We start from the raw sequence: 16563 nt of genomic DNA, 5'->3' as shown, positions 1-16563 counted from the left end.
TATTTAATTTGCTTTTATTTCTGTTGCTAACGTTTTACCTAGTTCCATTAAAGCATCGAGATCTTCTTGGGTTGGTGTATAATTCTGTGATACCACACCATCCTGTAATAAAGGCAAGCCAGCTCGTACAAGACGTTCATTTACCTGCTTTGTCACTACATCCGCCCAGCCATAGGAACCAAAGCCCAGAGCTTTTTTATTCTTTACCTTGCAGCTAGCTAGTTTTTCTAAGAAAGCAGCGATGCTTGGTGCCATAGCATTATTGTAGTTACCACTACCTACTAAAATAGCCTTAGCATCCAGTAATTCCTTCATAATAATAGCAGGAGAAGTTAGGGAACATTTAAAGATCTTTACACAAATCCCATTTCTTCCAAGTCCTTCTGCCAATGCTTCTGCCATCATCTGGGTATGCTTCCAAACACTTTCATACACAATAACCACTTTATCTTTTGCGGCAAATGTTGCAAATTCCTGGTAAGCATCAAATAATTCCTTTATGTATGTACGCCATATGATGCCATGCGCAGGGGCAATCATATCAATTGGTAATCCCATTTCTTGAATCTGTTTTAATTTATTGGCAACCTGCATACCATATGGCATTACAATATTTGCATAATAGTCTTTTGCCCGATCGATACATTTCGCTAAACCATGTGCATCATCAAAGATATCATAGCTTGCTATATGCTGCCCAAAGGCATCATTAGAAAAGACGATGTTTGCTTTATCCACATAGGTCAGCATGTTATCCGGCCAATGAATCATCGGCATTTCCACAAAGGTGAGCGTATAGTCACCGGTACATAGGGTATCACCGGTTTTTACTTTATGATAATCATATTCCTTGAAATATTGCTTCAACATAATTTTCACACCGGCATTGGAAGTGTATGGCTGCGCATTTGGATATGCCTGCATGAACTTCACAAAACCTCCGGAATGATCTGGTTCAGCATGCTGCACGATTACATTATCGATTGGTTTGTCCCCAATGATGGAATGAATGCGCTCCATCATAATGTCAAAAAATTCTTCCTCCACCGTATCAATCAAGGTGATCTGCTCATCAACGATCAGGTAGGAATTATAGGTTGTCCCCTCACTAATCGGAAATAGATCCCCGTGGAAATGGCGGCAGTTAAAATCATGAACACCTACCCAATACATGTTTTCTTTTAATTGAATGGCTTGTTTCATTTCAATCACTCCTTTTCGTATTGTTAATTTTATCACTTTTACCGTTGATTATTCTATGCTTTTCTTATATAAAATGAAAGTTATATGCTTAAAAATTAAGACATTTTATAAGAAATCAGAAAATTCTGTTAAATTAAAGCATAGAACTCACTAATAATTACTATAGAACTTACTAATAATAAATAAGAATAAAGAATAGGCGGATCTATCATACACAAGCATAACTTTTGTGGAATGCATCTTAAGGAAAGAGGAAAAGGAATAAAAAAACGAAAAAAAAGTCGCGTTTCTTTCTTTATCAAAAGGTTTGGAGTATAATAAAAGAGAATAAAAAAGGATGATTAAAGGAGGATTTTTTCATGATTATTCAAAGTAAACGCGTATGGGTCATGGGGCACTTCTTAGAAGCTCAGCTGGAAGTTGAAGATGGCAAAATCAAAAACGTTCTGGCTTATGGTGCTAAGGAAGTAGATAAAGACTATGGCGACAAACGCATTGTGCCGGGATTTATTGATATCCATACACATGGAGCATATGGCTTTGATACAAATGATGCAGAGCCTGAAGGATTGCGCAATTGGATGAAGAACATTCCTGAGGAAGGTGTTACCAGCATCTGCCCTACAACAATTACGCAGACAGAAGAAGTATTAACCAAAGCAGTACGCAATGTAGCTAATGTAGTGAAGGAAGGCTATGAAGGTGCGGAAATCTTAGGTATTCATTTTGAAGGACCTTATCTGGATATGAAATACAAGGGGGCACAGCCTGAACAGTGTATCGTAAAACCAGATGTAGAACAATTCAAACGTTATCAAACTGCCGCTGATGGATTAATTAAAGTTATCACCATGGCTACGGAACAAGATGACGATTTCAAATTGACGAAATATTGTGCAGAAACAGGTGTTCGTGTCAGCATTGGACATTCTGCTGCAACGATCGAAGAAGCTGGTATGGCAATCGCTAATGGTGCTACCGGTATGACACATATCTTTAACGGTATGACACCATTCCATCACCGTAAACCAGGTTTGGTTGGCGCTGCTATGCGTTTCCGTGATACATTTGGTGAAGTAATCTGTGATGGAAACCATTCTACACCAGATGCCTTAAATGATTTGTTTATGGCAAAAGGAAGAGATTATACGATCATGATTACTGATGCTTTAATGGTAAAGGGCTTGCCAGTAGGTACCAAAGTATTGTTCGGTGGTAATGAGATTGAATTGTATCCGGATGGAAGTGCACATTTGACAGATACCAAAGGCTTAGCTGGTTCTACTTTAAAAGTAAACCAGGGCTTAAAGGTATTGGTTGAAAAGGCAATGATTCCTTGGGATTATGCCATCAATTCTTGTACGATCAACCCAGCAAGATATTTAGGTGTTGATGATCGTAAGGGTAAATTAGTAGCCGGTTATGATGCGGATATCGTTGTATTAAATGATGATTATTCAGTAGAAATGACTTACTTAAAAGGAAAAGAAGCATTCTAAAAAGAAAATAGGCGGTATGGGTGTCCATGCCGCTTTTTCTGTGGTAAGATGTTTGATGATGAAGTAAAGGAGTAAGCTATGAAGAAAATAAAAGCCTTATTTTTTGATGTAGATGGTACCTTGTATACCCATCGTGTACATGATTTTCCCCAATCTACACAATATACCCTACATAAGTTAAAAGAAAATGGTTATAAGGTTGGTTTTGCGACCAGCCGATGCCGTTTTGAAACAAGCAATCTGCCCCGCTTTTTCCGTGAATTTGCCTTTGATGCCTGTATTTATGATGGTGGTGCTTTGGTCATGGAAGGAAATGAAGTATTTGAAGAAAGTCCTATGCAAACGGATGAAATTCAGAAATTATTAGACTATACAAAGAAAGAAAAAATAGCAGTACGCTATTCTACTTTCGCTGATGATTGCATCGCTCATTACGGTGATGCTCGCATCCTTGATGAATTTTTTAAACTATATTTAAATATGCCAATAGAAAAGCCCTATGAAAATGAAAAGGTGTATAATATGCTAGCCTATCCGAGTGAACAACGGCAGGCAGAAGAAATAAAGCAGTTATTACAAGAAAGCTTTATTGTGGAACATTCACGTCATACCTTAGAAATTACTGCCCGTGATATAGATAAAAGTAAAGGAATTGCCCATTTATGTGAGAAATGGAACGTTGCCATGCAGGATATCATATGCTTTGGCGATGGGGCTAATGATGTCAATATGTTAAAGGCAGCCGGTGTTGGTGTTGCCATGGGCAATGCAAATCCTAAAGCATTGACGGCTGCGGATGTGGTGTGTGGCCATATTGATGAGGATGGTTTATATCATTTCTGTAAAGAACATAATCTTATCTAAGCGATATCATATTCGTGATATAATAAACATATAGAAAAAAGGAGATGTACGCATGAAACTGGAAAATGAACGTTATGAAGTAACCTTTGTGGAAAAAGGAGGAGAAATTTACAGCTTTACGGATAAACAAACTGGCTTGCAGTATATGTGGCAAGGTGATAATGATAACTGGGGAGGCAAAAATCCTTCACTGTTTCCAATTATCGGAAACACATATACAAAGGATTATCAGATTGATGGGAAGACGTATGCAATGAAAAATCACGGTCTTATTCGTTATGCAACCTTACATTGTAAAAAAGACGATGGTAAGGAAGTTATCATGGAACTTGACAGCAGCGAAGAAACCTTAGCACAGTATCCATTCCCATTCCATTATGAAATTGCTTATACATTAGAAGACAATAAATTAACGATTACTTATCATATTACAAATACCGGAGAAAATGAAATGCCATTTACCTTTGGCTTACATCCGGGATTTAACTGCCCTTTATGTGAAGGTGAGAAATTTGAGGAATACACTTTATCTTTCACGAACGAAGAGCATATGCAACAGTTGGTATTTGATCCTGATAAAAAACATCCATATGAATTAAAGGATGTTGTGATCAAAGACATGCCATGCAGCTATGAAGAAATCGAAAACTTTGCGACCTTAATTTATAAAGACGCTAGAAGTGCCTATCTGACCTTAAAAGGGCCTAAGGGTCATGGGGCTACTATCAGCATTGCCGGTTATCCATATGTCGCTATTTGGACAGCAAAAAAAGGTGCTCCATTTATTTGCTTAGAGCCATGGTATGGACATGCGGACTTTAGTGAGGTCAAAGAAGATTTCTACCATCGTGAAGGCACGATGCTGTTAAGCCCAGGCAAAACATTTACCACAGCTTATACGATTGAGGTGTTCTAGTGCATTTTCAGATGGAACGCGGGCGTATTTATCTGATGCAAGAGGGCAAACTGTTGGCAGAGCTGACCTATACAGATGAAGGAGATTATTATAATGTTGATCATACCTTTGTTGATGAGTGTCTGCGTGGACAGGGCGTTGCCGCACAACTGATGGCAGCTTATCAAAGTCTATTAGAAAAGGAACAACGCAAAAGTACAGCGACGTGCTCTTATGCTCTTAAATGGGCGGAAAAACATAAGGAATATGCTACGTACTGGATGTAGTAAAAAGGCAAATTTTGCCTTTTTATAATGCAATAGAAATTGCTATCTGAGAAAATCATTCTTTTGTCTTTCTACATTGAAAAGGCTTTAACAAAGCGTTATAATAAGGGTGTGTGTAATATGCAAGGAGGAGAAATTTAATGAAAGTAATTAAAGTTAAGAATTACGATGAAGTGAGTGCAGAAGCATTCAAGGTGATGAAAGAAGTAGTAGCAAATAAACCCGAAGCTGTTTTAGGCTTAGCTACGGGAAGCAGTCCAATCGGTCTGTACGAAAATATGATCAAGGATCATAAAGAAAATGGTACCAGCTATGCAAAATGTCAGTCATTCAATCTGGATGAATATGTAGGTATTGACCGTAACCATTCCCAAAGCTATTGGACATTTATGCATGAAAATCTGTTCCATGGCATTGATCTTCCAGAAGATAAGATTCATGTTCCTTATGGAAATACAAAAGCAGATTGTGAAGGCTATGAAAAAGCAATGGAAAATGTCAGTGTTGATATTCAGGTATTAGGTATCGGTGGAAATGGACATATCGGTTTCAATGAACCAGGTACACCATTTACTGAAGAAACGCACATTGTTGACTTAACAGAAAAAACACGTTCTGATAATGCTCGCTTCTTCGAAAATGATATTAATAAAGTTCCTACACAGGCAATTACCATGGGTATTGCTACTATCATGAAAGCTAAGAAGATTCTGTTGGTTGCCTCTGGCGCAAATAAAGCAGATGCCGTTGCCGCAATGGTAAATGGACCAGTAGATCCAGCATGTCCAGCATCTGTATTACAAAATCATCCGGATGTTGTCGTTATCGTTGATGAAGAGGCTGCAGCTAAATTATAAGATACATGGGGGTTCTTGATGAAGAACCTCTTTTCTTTTTCTATCTGTTAAACATTTACTTTTTTTATGTTTGGTCTATAATGGAGAATGAAAGTGAGTGAGGATATGGCAATAAAATTGATAGCGTTAGATTTAGATGGTACCTTGTTGACAAGTAAAAAAACCATCGATGAGGAAACGAAGAAACGCTTACTAGAAGTGCAAAAAATGGGAATCAGTATTGCGATAGCGACAGGACGTGATAAAGGTGGAATTGACTTTGTAAGTAAACCTTTGCATTTGGAAGAAGGGAAAAATTTCGTTGCTGGTGTGAATGGGCAGATCATTTATGATTTTGCAAAAAAGGAATATTATGTAGATGGCGTTTTTGGGGCAGAAGATGCGAAAAACGTTATGCGTTTGGGAAAGAAATACGATTTTGAAGTTATTAGTTGTTGTGGCTATGATAACTATGATTTCATCAGCAAAAAGTTAAAAGCAAAGAAAAAAATCCGCAGCTTACTGTTTGGTGCACCAATGGATTATGGTTTTAATCAAGGCAAACGACGCTTTTTACCTATTCAGGATTGTGAATATGAAATCACACAGGATATAAATAAATTCGTTTTGATTCAAACTGCCGCATATTTTAAAAAGCATTTGAACAGTATTCGCCGCGAATTAAGTGATTATGACATACTCGAAGTCGGACCGGCATGGATCGAGATTATGCCAAAGGGTGTCAGTAAGGGAAGTGCTTTATTGAAAATCGGTAAAGAAAATCATATCTCGCCAGATGAAATGATGGCCTTTGGCGATGCCGAAAATGATCTGACCATGTTTCAAAGTGTCCGTTATGGAATCGCGATGGGGAACGCGATGGAATCGTTAAAACGTTATGCATATGATGTTACGGATACCAATGATCAGATGGGAATCGCGAAAGCATTGGATAAATATATTTTTTATCCTGCAAGGGCTAAAAAATAGTCTGGTAGATCATAAAATAAGGTCCTATTAGAGGACCTTATTTTATGATATCGGCTGTTTGAGCGTGAATAAGTGCTATCAGTTTTCTTGGTTCCATGGCAATCTGATAACCAATCTTGCCACCGCTAAACATGATCGTGGAAAAAGCTAAACAACTTTCATGCAGGAAGGTTCGATAGCTTTTTTTCATTCCAATAGGAGAACAACCTCCGCGGATATAACCGGTTATTTTATTTATATCCTTTACATGAATCATTTCGACAGCTTTAACATTTGCTGCCTTTGCGCACTTTTTCAAATCTAATTCCTGTGCCACCGGAATCACAAAGACAAGATATTCTTTGGTATTGGCAATGGTCACTAGCGTTTTAAACACCTGATCGGGATTTTGTTGAAGTAACTCAGCAACATGTGTACCACCGATAGCTTCTTTGCCATGGGCATAAGTAAATACTTCATAAGGTATCTGTTCTTTATCTAACAAACGCATGGCGTTGGTCTTCTGCAATTTCATTGATATCCCTCCATTGCCAGTAGTATAACACTTTTTTGCAAATGAGAAAAGTAATGAAATTCATCGTAAAATGTGTATAATGAACATAGATGCATCTTATGCTGGGAGGGTGTTTATGACAATAAAACTAATCGCAATGGACATGGATGGCACTTTATTACGCAGTGATAATACCATTTCGCAAAATACCAAAAATATATTATTAGAAGCACAGAAAAAGGGAATCATCTTAGCTTTGGCAAGCGGGCGCAGTTATGCTAAATTATTACCGTATGCACAACAGCTACAGATGCAGAAATATGGCGGCTATTTGATTGAGGTTAATGGTATGGCGGTGTATGATCTGGCACATGCGAAGCGTCATGTGGATGGTCGGATGCCAAAAGAAAACGCTCAAGAAGTATTTACCTATTTCTCAAAATGGAAAGTAGAAATCATAGGAAATATGGATGAGGGAATGTATGATTATAATCCACCGGCTTTATTGGAAGAAAAGAAAGCGTATCGCAAATTGCATTCTTTGCCAAATGATTTTCCATGGACCGGAGGAGCATTTGAATTTATGATGGATAATCGTCAAGGTTATCCGGATTTACGCTATATTCATACAAAAGAAGAGATTATTGAAGATGTAAATAAAATATCCGTAACTTATTGGCCATATGTCATGAAAGAAGTCGCTAAACGGGCGAAAGAGGATTTAAAGGACCGTTATTGGATCGGTTTAACAAGTGATAAATGGTTAGAAGTGATGATGCCAAACGTGACAAAAGCATATGGATTAAAGAAATTAGAAATGCTTACCGGTATCAAACTGGATGAGATGATGGCGATTGGTGATGGGGAAAATGATATAGAAATGCTGCAGATGGCTGGGCTTGGTATTGCCATGGGAAATGCGATGGAGAATGTAAAGAGAATTGCGGATGATGTGACGGCTACCAATATGCAAGATGGAATCGTGGCCGCAATTCATAAGCATTTGGGCATTTAAATGCATGAAATAAAAAAAACATGCTATACTGTAAACAGTTGGAGGTAATGACTATGAAAATTATAAACAAATCTGAATTCGATTCGGTAATTGCACAAGGTGTTGTCTTAGTTGATTTCTTTGCGACGTGGTGCGGTCCTTGTAAGATGCTGTCTCCGGTATTAGAAGAAGTCGCAAAGGAAGTAGAAGAAAAACTGGATATTGTAAAGGTAGATGTCGATCAGGATGGTGAATTGGCAATGCGTTTTGGCATCATGTCAGTTCCTACTATGATTATTTTTAAAGATGGACAGCCAATGACACAGCTACAGGGCTTTATGCCAAAAGCACAGTTAATGAATGAACTCAAGAAAGTTATCTAAAAGAACATCGTTACTATAAATAGAAACGTATTCTTGTATGATCTGTTGTTTAACATGGATCTTACAGGAATTCTTTTTTTGCCTATGTGTTTCTGCGCTTACAGATTAAGCTAAACGACAAAATTTACATGGTGATGGAAATGGAATGATATTATTTTCATGTTATATGAAAGAAAATGTCATATGTTTGAAAATATTTGTTGACAATTACTTTTCTTCCGTGTACAGTGAAACACAAGATAGAAAGAGGGTTTGGGACATGGGTACGATCATCAATGTAATAGCTGTTGTTATCGGTGGCGGTATCGGATTATTTGTGAAAGGCGGTTTGCCTTCCCGTATGCGCGATTTGTTGATGCAAGCTCTTGGGCTTTGTACAATGTTTATAGGGATTAGCGGTGCTATCAGTGGCATGATGAAGGTAGAAGGGGCAACGCTTATCTCCGGTGGAACTATGCTGTTAATTTTTTCTTTAGGCATTGGGGCATTATTGGGAGAAGCATTACGACTAGAAGATCGTATGGAGGCATTGGCAGAATATCTGAAGAAGCTAACTAAATCCAGTGATAGCCGCTTTGTGGAGGGTTTTGTCAGTAACAGTCTGATTATTTGTGTGGGGGCTATGGCAGTCGTTGGGGCATTACAGGATGGTTTGCTTCATGATCCTACTATGTTGATCACAAAAGCTATTTTGGATGGCGTTATCTCCATGGTATTTGCTTCTGCATTAGGAATCGGTGTAATATTTGCGGCCTTGCCATTACTCATATATCAAGGAGGTATTACCTTACTGGCATCCTTCATGGCGCCTATTTTTTCTGATGCTTTGACTCAAAACTTATCTTATGTTGGATCGGTATTGATCTTTGGTGTCGGTATTAATTTGTTTTTTGGCAAACAGATACGTATCGGCAATCTATTGCCTGCGTTATTGGTGCCGATATTATATGAGCTGATGCAGCTTATTTTCTAAATTATATCTATACAAAGAAAAGAAGTACCTGAGGGATGGTACTTCTTTTCTTAACTCAAACTCAATTTTGAAAGGGAGAAAGTATGAATAACTTTGAGGGGAAATTTAGTCATACTTCTAACAGGAACTCCTTCCTGTCAACTATAGTATAATAAAAGGATGTCAGACAAGTTTCGTTGAATCATGTAAAAATATGTGAGAAATTTTCTGGAAAAAAAGAGATAGGTATTCTTTCTTTTATTAAATCATAAACAAAAAGGCGTTGTACCTTTTTCCTTTAATTTATGGAAAAGAGTAGTGTGATTTGTCATTTGGAAAATTGGTCATATTTATAGGTAAGGTAAATCCTTTTGCACACACCTAGTATAATAAAAAGCCATCATATCCATAAGTTATAAATTTGTGATGAAAGAATTTGGTTAAAACAAAAATCTATAATCTGCTCATCCTAATACTTTATGAAGTTTATAAAAAGCATATGCCTTAAAAAAATAGAACATCCAACAAAAAAGACGTTACTTGGGGAAACGTCTTTTTTGCTTGATAAATTATAGTATATTAAATGGAAAGGGAGAAAGTATGAATTTTTGAGGGAATCATCATACTTACCGCAGGAGGTCATATCCCTTCCTGCTGACTATAGTATACAAAAAAGATGTGAGATAAGTATGTAAGGAGTATGGAAAATTATGTGTAAATCGCATTGTTTTTCTTTGAATTATGGGAAACTGAAAAGAAGGATCGCTTATTAGCAACGGAAAGCCATGTTTTGATCGGCCTTCCATCGTTTGATTTTAGGTCTACTTTTAAGGGTACATCATAGCAACTGCGGTTTTTTCTATTCGTACTATGGAAATAGGAAGGTATGAAGAATCTTATGTGATGTTCTGCTGGCTCTGCAGATAACATTTTTTATCTGTAGCGATGAGGCTTTGGCTAGATAGACATCTCTTGCATAGGATAAAGAAAAGAAACGCGAACTTAGGGGGAAGCTCTCGTTTCTTTTCTTTAAATTATTATGTTTTTGAAAGGGAGAAAGTATGAAATTTTGAGGGGAAAATATGTCATACTTAGCAGGAGGTTAGTTCCTTCCTGCTGACTATAGTATAGTAAAAAGTCATCAGATAAGTATGTTGAATCTGTGGTAAATTATGTGGAATCCAACCATGGTTATGTGATATCATGTTACCATGATGGGGAGGTGTAAAAAATGATAAGTTTTTTGAATTTAGATAAAGAAAAGATACTTACGGCGGCGAAACAGCAATTCCCTCATGCCTATATTGAGCAGGATGATGTTGATTTTTATCTTCCGGATATTGAAAAAGGTGAAATGCAGATCATGTCTGTAACATATCCGGTTTATGTTAGTACGCATTATGCATATGAAGATAAGATGGTAAACGGCAATAAAACGCGTTATAAAATACCTTTATCAATCATCTATACAAAGCAGGATGCCTATGAAATTATTTATGACAGCCGTGATATTTGTTATGTTGCTTATGAACAAGAGAATGCCATACAATTTGTATTATATGAAGATTTTTATGATTTCATAAAGGACCAAATTACGATTTGTGAAAAAAAATGAAGCGTCTGACATAATTCGACAAATCTTTCTATTCGCTATATTGTATACTAACGATGGCAGTGAGAACTGCTACTATGCGTAAATAATCCCCGAAGACTATCCCTATTTACGTATTGATCATTCTATCCCCTATAGTGAAGAAGACCCTGTTTGTCAGGGTCTTCTTTATGTGGTGTGCCAGGTATGGGACATACTAGGTGGTGTGAGAGCTTGGAAACTCAATTGTTTCCTCCTACTCAATTAGATATTGATAAAAGGGAAGGACTTGCATAGATATCAAAAGGTTAATCAACGAAACATCCTAATCCGTCATAAACCAGTTGTAATATTGCGTCAATTCAGATACATCAATATCAAGTTCTTTTAAGAAAGCGTAAAAATCATCATGCAATTTTTTGCCGTGTTCTTCATCCTTTTGATCACAGATGGATGGATTTTTTTGTTGCTTGCCACCTTCAATATCATACATGCATACCTGCTGTTTATGATTAACGATGGACATGGCAGAATCATTGGTTACATCAATGGTATATTGATTTTTTGATAACGTATCCATATACGTAATGCTGGACAATTTACCTTTTTCATTCGTTAACGTTATTTTTGTATTGAGTTTTATAATTACCATACCGATAATTTTATCTTCCGAGCCTTTATAGCCTGTTACTTCATATCCTGCATTTTCTAAACGGAAATCGATTTCTTCCATGGAAGGACTATCGTTGGAAGAACAGCCGGCCATAGCGAAACACAGTAGCCATACAGCCAGTAATTTTCGTAATTTCATCTGATTATCTGGTATATCTGAATAATGACGCATCTAAGCAGTCATTCTTACAATATACGCTTCCTTTCTATCAACCTTTTTAACCGTGGTTGATGACGGTTATTGGTATATATATAATGTAATTGGGGATGAGTATGCGTATCATCTGCGGTTTTAACGCTTTCATGTAAACTTACTCCTCTTTAACTATAGCACATCTTTGTATTTCAGGAAAGAGGTTACATTTTGATACATATGGGAGATATGCGAATAGTTAGGTCTTTTTTGGGTAGTATGTAAAAGAAATGAATTGACGGTGTGAAACAACATGTGATAAACTTAGTGAGTTATCGCGTCAAGTGAAAGCTATCGCGAATGATAGAAAGAAGGTAACAATGACAACATTTAATGAATTACCAATCAGCAGCGAAATTATGAAGGCTGTTGAGGAAATGGGATACGAAAATGCAACCGACATTCAGGCACAATCCATTCCATGCATTCTGGAAGGAAAAGATGTGCTGGGTCGTTCTAATACAGGAACAGGTAAAACAGCCGCATTTGGTATTCCAGCAATCGAAAAAGTTATTCCTGGAAATAAGTTTCCAAATGCACTGATCATCTGTCCAACCAGAGAATTAGTGACGCAAGTCGCAACTGAACTGCGCAAGTTTTCCAAGTATAAGGAAGGTGTAAAAATTGTTCCGATTTATGGTGGTCAGCCCATTGATCGCCAGATTCAGCTGTTAAAACGCGGCTGTGGTATCGTGGTAGGTACACCAGGAAGAATTATGGATCATCTAAATCGCCGTACCTTGAAATTGCAGGATGTCAACATGATCATTCTGGATGAGGCAGATGAAATGCTGAACATGGGATTTAAGGAAGATATTGAAGAGATTCTTTCTATGATGCCGGCGGATAATGAGCATCAGACAATTTTATTCTCAGCTACATGGCCACAAGCGATTTTAAAAATCACCGAACAGTTTCAAAAAGATCCTGTACGTGTAGAAATTAAATCTTCTCAACGTACGATAGATACTGTGGAACAGATTTATTATGAAGCACCACGAGGCAAAAAAGCGAATGCCTTGCGGGTTCTTTTAAATCATTATGATCCTGATCTGTGTATGATCTTCTGTAATACCAAAAAGATGGTAGATGAATTATGCGAAGAATTAAATAAGCATGATATTAAAGCGACTTCCTTGCATGGAGATATGAAACAAGAATTCCGTAGCCGTGTAATGGAACAATTCCGTAATGGGACAAGTCCTATCTTGATTGCGACAGATGTTGCCGCAAGAGGTATTGATGTAGACGATATTGATCTGGTTGTAAACTTTGATATTCCTCAGGATATGGAATATTACATACACCGGGTAGGGCGTACGGGTCGTGCCGGTAAAAAAGGACTTGCTATCACATTAATCAGTGGGGGAAAACAGCGCGGTGCTATCAAAGATGTCATCCGCTATACAAAAACAAATATCACTCGTCATGCCCTGCCAACCAGTGCTCAAATGATGGAAGCGAATCGTAATGCTTTTATTGCCAAAGTTAAAGAAGCTTGCGATGAAGGAATCACGGAAGAAAGTATAGAAATTGCCAATGCTTTGATGGCAGATGGCATTGCCCTTGAAAATATCATCAGTGCTTTGATTTCTATGAACTATAAGAATGAGGTCATTGATATTGAGGAAGAAGAAAATGTAAAACGTTATGCATCAGATTTTGATGCCATCACATTGAAATTCTCCGTAGGTCGCACCCATGGCATTCAACCTGGTAACATCGTGGCGGCAATTATTGAAGAATGTGGCATGAGTCCGAAAGCGATTGGACGTATTGATGTTCGACCAAATTTCTCTTTGGTTGATATTGCAGCAGATAAAGTAGACATTGTGTTGAATAACATGCAGCGTACGACCATTCGTAAACAGGAAGTCATGGTTGAAATTGACAGTGCGCCAAAACGCAAGACGAATCGCCGTGATGGGGCAAAAAATAACACTCGTGATGCATCTAGACGAAACAATCGTCATGCTGGGGATGGTTCCACACGAAGAGGAGCAAAACGTCCTGGAAATCATGATAAGAGTGTTCGCAAAAGTGCAAAAAGGAAAGCAAAGTAAAGAAAGATTGTTAGAGGCATAGTGCCTCTTTTTTTTATATAAGTAGTGTTCCTTCAATTTTCCATTGTTTTTACGGTTATCGTTAGTACATGTAAAGAAATAACATGAAAAGGGCTTGTTTCTGTAAAGATATTGAAAATATTATAAAAAAGGAGAACGTATCGCCTAGGTTCTCCGAAGTCATTTTTCTTATCAAGTTATCTTGTTTCTATAGAATCGTCGTTAGCATTCGGGTGTTGGGATTTTGTAATAATTGTGCGATGTGGATAAGGAAAATCAATCCCCTCAGCATCAAAGCGATGCTTGATGGCAATTCTTAAATCAGATAGTAAAGCAAAGCCTTCCGCATTTGACGTAGAATAAACCGTTGTTCGCAAAGTAATACTGGAATCGTTAAAGCGTATCAGACGGACGATGACGGGTTCTACACCAGCTGTAACTTCATCTTGGCTGCGATGATCCAAAAAATTAGGGTGTGCCATAACTTCTTCCTTGATGATGCGCATAGCTTTATCCATATCACTTTCATAACTAATATCCAATTCTAAAAAGTTTCCTTTGGTATTGTCATTTAAACTAACGTTTTCCAATACCGCTTTATTCATAACACTGTTTGGTATGATCACCTTGGTGTTTTCATATGTTTGAATGACGGTATCCCGTAAGGAAATATCAACGACATAGCCTTCATATTCCCCTTGATTGACCTTAACCAAATCCCCGATCTTGAATGGTTTAAACGTTGTGATCAAAAGACCATTTACAAAATTCCCCATAGCCTCTTGTGCCGCGAAACCAATCACAACCGCAATGATGCCGGCAGATCCCCATACTTTGCCCAGTACGCTTTCAAATGGTGTTAATAGGGATAAACAGCCATAAATAGCAATGGTATATAACGTGATTTTCACTAAGCGCATAACAAATCTGGTATTTACTTTAACATGGCGCTTAATAGAACGATTGATAAGACGTTTTAACAGATAAGCGCATACTAGAAAACATAACATGATCATTAGGGTATCTAAGAATCCATATTTAAACACAGAGCCTTTGCCCCATTGATTGATTTCATGAAAAATGTCCATGTGACGCCACCTTTCTATAACAAGATTATCTTATGTCAGATTGTATGCTTTGTCAAAGAAAAAGAAGTGGATCATAAGAGAAAAACGTCAAAAGCTTGCAGTGAAGAGGCAATGTCAGAAGAATATGGAAATGTAGAGGATGATTGTCGAAAATATCTAAGTAAATAAGTGGAATTGTGTGATATTATTGATATAAATAAATTTTCAGATATAATAAATTTTAGATAAGAAGGTGTCTGAAGATGAACGTTAGAAGTAAGATATTAAAAATCCGAAATCTTCCCACAGATGGAGAATTGATTGACCATATCAACGCAAAACCTTATCTGTTTATCTTGGTTTGTATTGCGATAGGCTTAGCATTGATGTTTACGCGTCTATATCTGATTGGTATCGTTATTACGTTCATGTTTTTATATTATCTGCTGTTTGTGAAAGATGTGACGTTGATTGAGTTTTATGATAAATATGCCATCTTTTATTTAAATAATGGCAAGGATGAATGTTTCTTGCTGTTTTGGGAAGATGTTGAAAAATGGAGTATTAGCAGCAGTCGCAATGATCTGGATGTACTCAATATCGTATTGCGTAATCAGGAAAGCATTGCTTTAAAATGTTTGGGAAGAAAAAAGGTGGCACGTTACTTTGTTACGTATGTGTCCACTCCCTGTGAAAAAGCCATAGGAAAGCAGCATGCATTGTAATGTTGCTTTTTTCTTTACGGACGATATGATATAATACACTGTGTTTGAGAGGAAGATGGACATGGATACTTATCATGAAATCAAGATGCAGGTGAAAACGCAGTTAAAAGGGCATTTCCTATTTCTATATGGATGGCTGCTGTTTGTTTCCTTACTAATAGCACTCATCCAAAATGTTGGCGGTTTTTTGGGTAATGGGTTAGGAGCAACCTTGCTTTCTTTGGCATTATCGCTGCTTTGTGTAGTGGTCAATAATACGATGCTCTTTCTGTTTATTCAAAGGGTCAGAAGTTTACGTTTCCGCAAACAGGATATCCGCTATTCTTTTTCTAAGGCCGGTGAACAGATTGTCATTGGTTTATGCTTAAGCTTGTTGCAACTGTTTTTGCAGATAGCTGTCAGTGTATGTGCCTTTTTACCAATCTTATACATGCTGGTATCTGCGTTTCTCAGCCTGTTTTTCGTCTATTGGTATGCCTGCATTGCCTGGCTGATCTATGATCAGGATACACACATTAAAGATTTATTCATAAAACCATTGCACATTATGAAAGTACAGGCATCCGCCTTATTTTGGGCAGGTGGTTTCTATGTGCTGTGGAATATCCTATCGCAAATTGGTTTAAGCATGGTATTAAAGCCATTTATTAAGGAGAGCGATTCCTTAGAACAGGCTTTGTTAACACTTGTTCAGCAAGGGGCAGATCATATGGAAACGATCTGGCTGTTATTAGCATTTTGTATTGTGTATTTCTTAGTACAATATGTAATACTTGTCGTGCTGTATACCTTTTTAGCAAATGTATATGAAATGAGCAGAGAACGCTCGTAATAAATCTGATAGAGAAAAATGAGG

18 protein-coding genes are annotated in these 16563 nt (G+C 37.4%); 14 read left to right on the top strand and 4 right to left on the bottom strand.

The features are described 5' to 3' along the window. Nucleotides 1-3 precede the first annotated feature (3 nt). On the bottom strand, nt 4-1203 hold the full coding sequence (locus ACESSZ_RS02245) for an FprA family A-type flavoprotein (RefSeq protein WP_008687300.1): 1200 nt from the start codon (nt 1201-1203) through the stop codon (nt 4-6). Between the two features lie 359 nt (nt 1204-1562). Here ACESSZ_RS02245 and nagA point away from each other — a divergent pair, with 359 nt between their 5' ends. From nagA to ACESSZ_RS02215, 6 genes are all read left to right on the top strand, one after another. Beyond that, nucleotides 1563-2702, top strand: a complete 1140-nt coding sequence (gene nagA, locus ACESSZ_RS02240; protein WP_008687301.1) for an N-acetylglucosamine-6-phosphate deacetylase — start codon at nt 1563-1565, stop codon at nt 2700-2702. 78 nt (nt 2703-2780) lie between these two features. Then, entirely contained in the window at nt 2781-3566 is a 786-nt protein-coding gene (locus tag ACESSZ_RS02235) for an HAD family hydrolase (RefSeq protein ID WP_008687302.1), read from the top strand. Between the two features lie 52 nt (nt 3567-3618). Continuing rightward, entirely contained in the window at nt 3619-4482 is an 864-nt protein-coding gene (locus tag ACESSZ_RS02230) for an aldose 1-epimerase family protein (protein ID WP_008687303.1), read from the top strand. Beyond that, on the top strand, nt 4482-4748 hold the full coding sequence (locus ACESSZ_RS02225) for a GNAT family N-acetyltransferase (protein ID WP_008687304.1): 267 nt from the start codon (nt 4482-4484) through the stop codon (nt 4746-4748). The genes ACESSZ_RS02230 and ACESSZ_RS02225 overlap by 1 nt, the downstream gene beginning before the upstream one ends. A gap of 140 nt (nt 4749-4888) precedes the next feature. Beyond that, the gene (nagB, locus tag ACESSZ_RS02220) at nt 4889-5605 is read left to right on the top strand and encodes a glucosamine-6-phosphate deaminase (RefSeq protein ID WP_008687305.1); all 717 of its coding nucleotides are present in this window, start codon (nt 4889-4891) and stop codon (nt 5603-5605) included. A 105-nt stretch (nt 5606-5710) separates the two neighbouring features. After that, nucleotides 5711-6574 carry a Cof-type HAD-IIB family hydrolase gene (locus tag ACESSZ_RS02215; protein ID WP_008687306.1) on the top strand — a complete coding sequence of 288 codons (864 nt, stop codon included), beginning with the start codon at nt 5711-5713 and terminating at the stop codon, nt 6572-6574. Between the two features lie 37 nt (nt 6575-6611). Here ACESSZ_RS02215 and ybaK read toward each other — a convergent pair whose 3' ends face one another. Continuing rightward, nucleotides 6612-7088 (bottom strand): Cys-tRNA(Pro) deacylase, encoded by a 477-nt coding sequence (gene ybaK, locus ACESSZ_RS02210; protein WP_008687307.1) that lies wholly within the window; start codon nt 7086-7088, stop codon nt 6612-6614. A gap of 115 nt (nt 7089-7203) precedes the next feature. On the opposite strand from ybaK, the gene ACESSZ_RS02205 reads away from it, so the two are divergent. The 4 genes from ACESSZ_RS02205 (at nt 7204) to ACESSZ_RS02190 (ending at nt 11011) form a co-directional block, all read left to right on the top strand. Further along, nucleotides 7204-8082, top strand: a complete 879-nt coding sequence (locus ACESSZ_RS02205; RefSeq protein WP_008687308.1) for a Cof-type HAD-IIB family hydrolase — start codon at nt 7204-7206, stop codon at nt 8080-8082. A gap of 53 nt (nt 8083-8135) precedes the next feature. Then, nucleotides 8136-8444, top strand: a complete 309-nt coding sequence (gene trxA, locus ACESSZ_RS02200; protein WP_008687309.1) for a thioredoxin — start codon at nt 8136-8138, stop codon at nt 8442-8444. Between the two features lie 259 nt (nt 8445-8703). Then, a complete protein-coding gene (locus tag ACESSZ_RS02195) occupies nt 8704-9417 on the top strand; it encodes a DUF554 domain-containing protein (protein ID WP_008687311.1) in 714 nt (237 codons plus the stop codon). 1210 nt (nt 9418-10627) lie between these two features. Continuing rightward, nucleotides 10628-11011, top strand: a complete 384-nt coding sequence (locus ACESSZ_RS02190) for a hypothetical protein (protein ID WP_008687313.1) — start codon at nt 10628-10630, stop codon at nt 11009-11011. A gap of 301 nt (nt 11012-11312) precedes the next feature. On the opposite strand, the gene ACESSZ_RS02185 is transcribed toward ACESSZ_RS02190, so the two are convergent. Beyond that, the gene (locus ACESSZ_RS02185) at nt 11313-11831 is read right to left on the bottom strand and encodes an SECRET domain-containing protein (RefSeq protein ID WP_008687314.1); all 519 of its coding nucleotides are present in this window, start codon (nt 11829-11831) and stop codon (nt 11313-11315) included. Between the two features lie 341 nt (nt 11832-12172). Here ACESSZ_RS02185 and ACESSZ_RS02180 point away from each other — a divergent pair, with 341 nt between their 5' ends. Then, the gene (locus ACESSZ_RS02180; RefSeq protein ID WP_008687315.1) at nt 12173-13915 is read left to right on the top strand and encodes a DEAD/DEAH box helicase; all 1743 of its coding nucleotides are present in this window, start codon (nt 12173-12175) and stop codon (nt 13913-13915) included. 197 nt (nt 13916-14112) lie between these two features. Here the strand turns inward: ACESSZ_RS02180 and ACESSZ_RS02175 are convergent, their stop codons facing one another. Beyond that, a complete protein-coding gene (locus tag ACESSZ_RS02175) occupies nt 14113-15003 on the bottom strand; it encodes a mechanosensitive ion channel family protein (protein WP_008687316.1) in 891 nt (296 codons plus the stop codon). Here ACESSZ_RS02175 and ACESSZ_RS02170 point away from each other — a divergent pair. The 3 genes from ACESSZ_RS02170 to ACESSZ_RS02160 all read left to right on the top strand — a co-directional run bounded on the left by ACESSZ_RS02170 (nt 14989) and on the right by ACESSZ_RS02160 (nt 16539). Beyond that, nucleotides 14989-15171, top strand: a complete 183-nt coding sequence (locus tag ACESSZ_RS02170; RefSeq protein ID WP_017144702.1) for a hypothetical protein — start codon at nt 14989-14991, stop codon at nt 15169-15171. The genes ACESSZ_RS02175 and ACESSZ_RS02170 overlap by 15 nt on opposite strands. 74 nt (nt 15172-15245) lie before the next feature. Further along, nucleotides 15246-15707 (top strand): hypothetical protein, encoded by a 462-nt coding sequence (locus ACESSZ_RS02165; protein WP_008687317.1) that lies wholly within the window; start codon nt 15246-15248, stop codon nt 15705-15707. Nucleotides 15708-15768: 61 nt separating this feature from the next. Further along, the gene (locus ACESSZ_RS02160; protein ID WP_008687318.1) at nt 15769-16539 is read left to right on the top strand and encodes a hypothetical protein; all 771 of its coding nucleotides are present in this window, start codon (nt 15769-15771) and stop codon (nt 16537-16539) included. Nucleotides 16540-16563 lie beyond the last annotated feature (24 nt).

The organism is Eubacterium sp. 3_1_31 (assembly GCF_964249515.1).
Lineage (GTDB): Bacteria > Bacillota_I > Bacilli_A > Erysipelotrichales > Erysipelotrichaceae > Longicatena > Longicatena caecimuris.
The sequence above is the reverse complement of the archived record's forward strand: the minus strand, read 5'-3'. Positions and strand labels throughout refer to the sequence as shown.

What these genes read in the sequence shown, in the direction of transcription:
- ACESSZ_RS02205 (WP_008687308.1), top strand. Translation starts at nt 7,204, where the DNA reads ATGACAATAAAACTAATCGCAATGGACATGGATGGCACTTTATTACGC.
- ybaK (WP_008687307.1), bottom strand. Translation starts at nt 7,088, where the DNA reads ATGAAATTGCAGAAGACCAACGCCATGCGTTTGTTAGATAAAGAACAG.
- ACESSZ_RS02215 (WP_008687306.1), top strand. Translation starts at nt 5,711, where the DNA reads ATGGCAATAAAATTGATAGCGTTAGATTTAGATGGTACCTTGTTGACA.
- ACESSZ_RS02175 (WP_008687316.1), bottom strand. Translation starts at nt 15,003, where the DNA reads ATGGACATTTTTCATGAAATCAATCAATGGGGCAAAGGCTCTGTGTTT.
- ACESSZ_RS02170 (WP_017144702.1), top strand. Translation starts at nt 14,989, where the DNA reads ATGAAAAATGTCCATGTGACGCCACCTTTCTATAACAAGATTATCTTA.
- ACESSZ_RS02160 (WP_008687318.1), top strand. Translation starts at nt 15,769, where the DNA reads ATGGATACTTATCATGAAATCAAGATGCAGGTGAAAACGCAGTTAAAA.
- nagB (WP_008687305.1), top strand. Translation starts at nt 4,889, where the DNA reads ATGAAAGTAATTAAAGTTAAGAATTACGATGAAGTGAGTGCAGAAGCA.
- ACESSZ_RS02235 (WP_008687302.1), top strand. Translation starts at nt 2,781, where the DNA reads ATGAAGAAAATAAAAGCCTTATTTTTTGATGTAGATGGTACCTTGTAT.
- ACESSZ_RS02180 (WP_008687315.1), top strand. Translation starts at nt 12,173, where the DNA reads ATGACAACATTTAATGAATTACCAATCAGCAGCGAAATTATGAAGGCT.
- ACESSZ_RS02230 (WP_008687303.1), top strand. Translation starts at nt 3,619, where the DNA reads ATGAAACTGGAAAATGAACGTTATGAAGTAACCTTTGTGGAAAAAGGA.
- ACESSZ_RS02165 (WP_008687317.1), top strand. Translation starts at nt 15,246, where the DNA reads ATGAACGTTAGAAGTAAGATATTAAAAATCCGAAATCTTCCCACAGAT.
- ACESSZ_RS02195 (WP_008687311.1), top strand. Translation starts at nt 8,704, where the DNA reads ATGGGTACGATCATCAATGTAATAGCTGTTGTTATCGGTGGCGGTATC.
- ACESSZ_RS02190 (WP_008687313.1), top strand. Translation starts at nt 10,628, where the DNA reads ATGATAAGTTTTTTGAATTTAGATAAAGAAAAGATACTTACGGCGGCG.
- nagA (WP_008687301.1), top strand. Translation starts at nt 1,563, where the DNA reads ATGATTATTCAAAGTAAACGCGTATGGGTCATGGGGCACTTCTTAGAA.
- trxA (WP_008687309.1), top strand. Translation starts at nt 8,136, where the DNA reads ATGAAAATTATAAACAAATCTGAATTCGATTCGGTAATTGCACAAGGT.
- ACESSZ_RS02185 (WP_008687314.1), bottom strand. Translation starts at nt 11,831, where the DNA reads ATGCGTCATTATTCAGATATACCAGATAATCAGATGAAATTACGAAAA.
- ACESSZ_RS02245 (WP_008687300.1), bottom strand. Translation starts at nt 1,203, where the DNA reads ATGAAACAAGCCATTCAATTAAAAGAAAACATGTATTGGGTAGGTGTT.